The organism is Herbiconiux daphne, from assembly GCF_024979295.1.
In the GTDB taxonomy this organism is placed as follows: Bacteria; Actinomycetota; Actinomycetes; order Actinomycetales; family Microbacteriaceae; genus Herbiconiux; species Herbiconiux daphnes.
This window is the reverse complement of sequence record NZ_JANLCJ010000139.1, coordinates 1-1095: the sequence shown is the minus strand read 5'-3', so window position 1 is coordinate 1095 and position 1095 is coordinate 1. Positions and strand designations below refer to the sequence as shown.

The following is a 1095-nucleotide window of genomic DNA, read 5'->3' as shown; positions in this document are numbered from 1 at the left end:
ATCACAATTATCATGTTGACTATTCTCCTGACAAGAGATATAATATTAGCTCATTTAACTGGAGATTATTTCATGGGGCTATATCAAGAAATAGGGAGAACATGTAGGAGATACCGACTACATATCGGGTACACACTGGAGGACGTAGCCGGAGGGGATAGCATTAAAACATTATCCGGTTTTGAAATGGGTCGATCTACCAATGTCAAACATTTTTTAAAATATTTGGAAATAGCTGACAAGCGTGAAGAGACCGACATATTCATCGCCACTTTACTAGGGGATATCCAAAGCAATGGCTAGAAACGTAAGTGTTATTGACATTAATAGATTTAATGTATTACGTGAATTACTGAAAAACCCGCTTATAGATGCGGCATCAGTTAAAGCCTACAATACGGAAATTCGCCGTATGGCAACCCGTTTACAAAAGAATTATGATCGTCTGGAGAGGTCGGCTCTGGCAGAATTACAGGAAGTGAAGCGGGTACTAAAGCGAGGGCGTATTTCATTCAAGGGTAAAAAACAGGGGTCTCCTGAGCGAGAAGCTGAACTGGATAAGATGAGACAACAAATCATATCCGGGTTTGGCTCGATCACCCAAACACTGGCAACTATTAATATCAACACCAATGCGACTAATTTGAACGACCAGGTAGCTAAGATTGTGAAAGTTAGAACACTCGAACGGCGGTTAGGTGATTCTATTGTTAACCGCATTAAAGAGGAAACTTACGGCTATACCAACGTGAAAGCCGATGAGTATATTAGAGGCATAATGGAAAACCTACTAAACGGTATGTACTCACTCGACGGCGACGTGGAAGATATTGAAGATAGAATAGTTGCTGAGCTTGATTTAGCCCCATTCGGGTATAAGGATTTAACCCCCGAACAAAAGAAAGCCACTGGTGGTGGTAATAAATTCAAAGCTATTAAAGGCATGTAATATGCGACCGTGCGCTGAATTCGATTTTGGATATCTTGATAGTATCGATACATCATTTGCGACCAAAGCAAAGTATCTCAATATTGAAGCTGGGTTCGATATCGAAACAACGTCGACAATTGTCAACGGTGAAGAATCGGCGTTCA

The 1095-nt window shown here is 40.8% G+C and carries 2 protein-coding genes; both read left to right on the top strand.

From position 1 onward, the window contains the following. Positions 1–303, top strand: a 303-nt coding sequence (locus N1032_RS23620) for a hypothetical protein (RefSeq protein ID WP_259542816.1), incomplete at its 5' end; no start/stop codon positions are given. Then, positions 296–949 carry a hypothetical protein gene (locus tag N1032_RS23615; RefSeq protein ID WP_259542815.1) on the top strand — a complete coding sequence of 218 codons (654 nt, stop codon included), beginning with the start codon at positions 296–298 and terminating at the stop codon, positions 947–949. The genes N1032_RS23620 and N1032_RS23615, both read left to right, overlap by 8 nt. Positions 950–1095: the final 146 nt, after the last annotated feature.

What these genes read in the sequence shown, in the direction of transcription:
- N1032_RS23615 (WP_259542815.1), top strand. Translation starts at nt 296, where the DNA reads ATGGCTAGAAACGTAAGTGTTATTGACATTAATAGATTTAATGTATTA.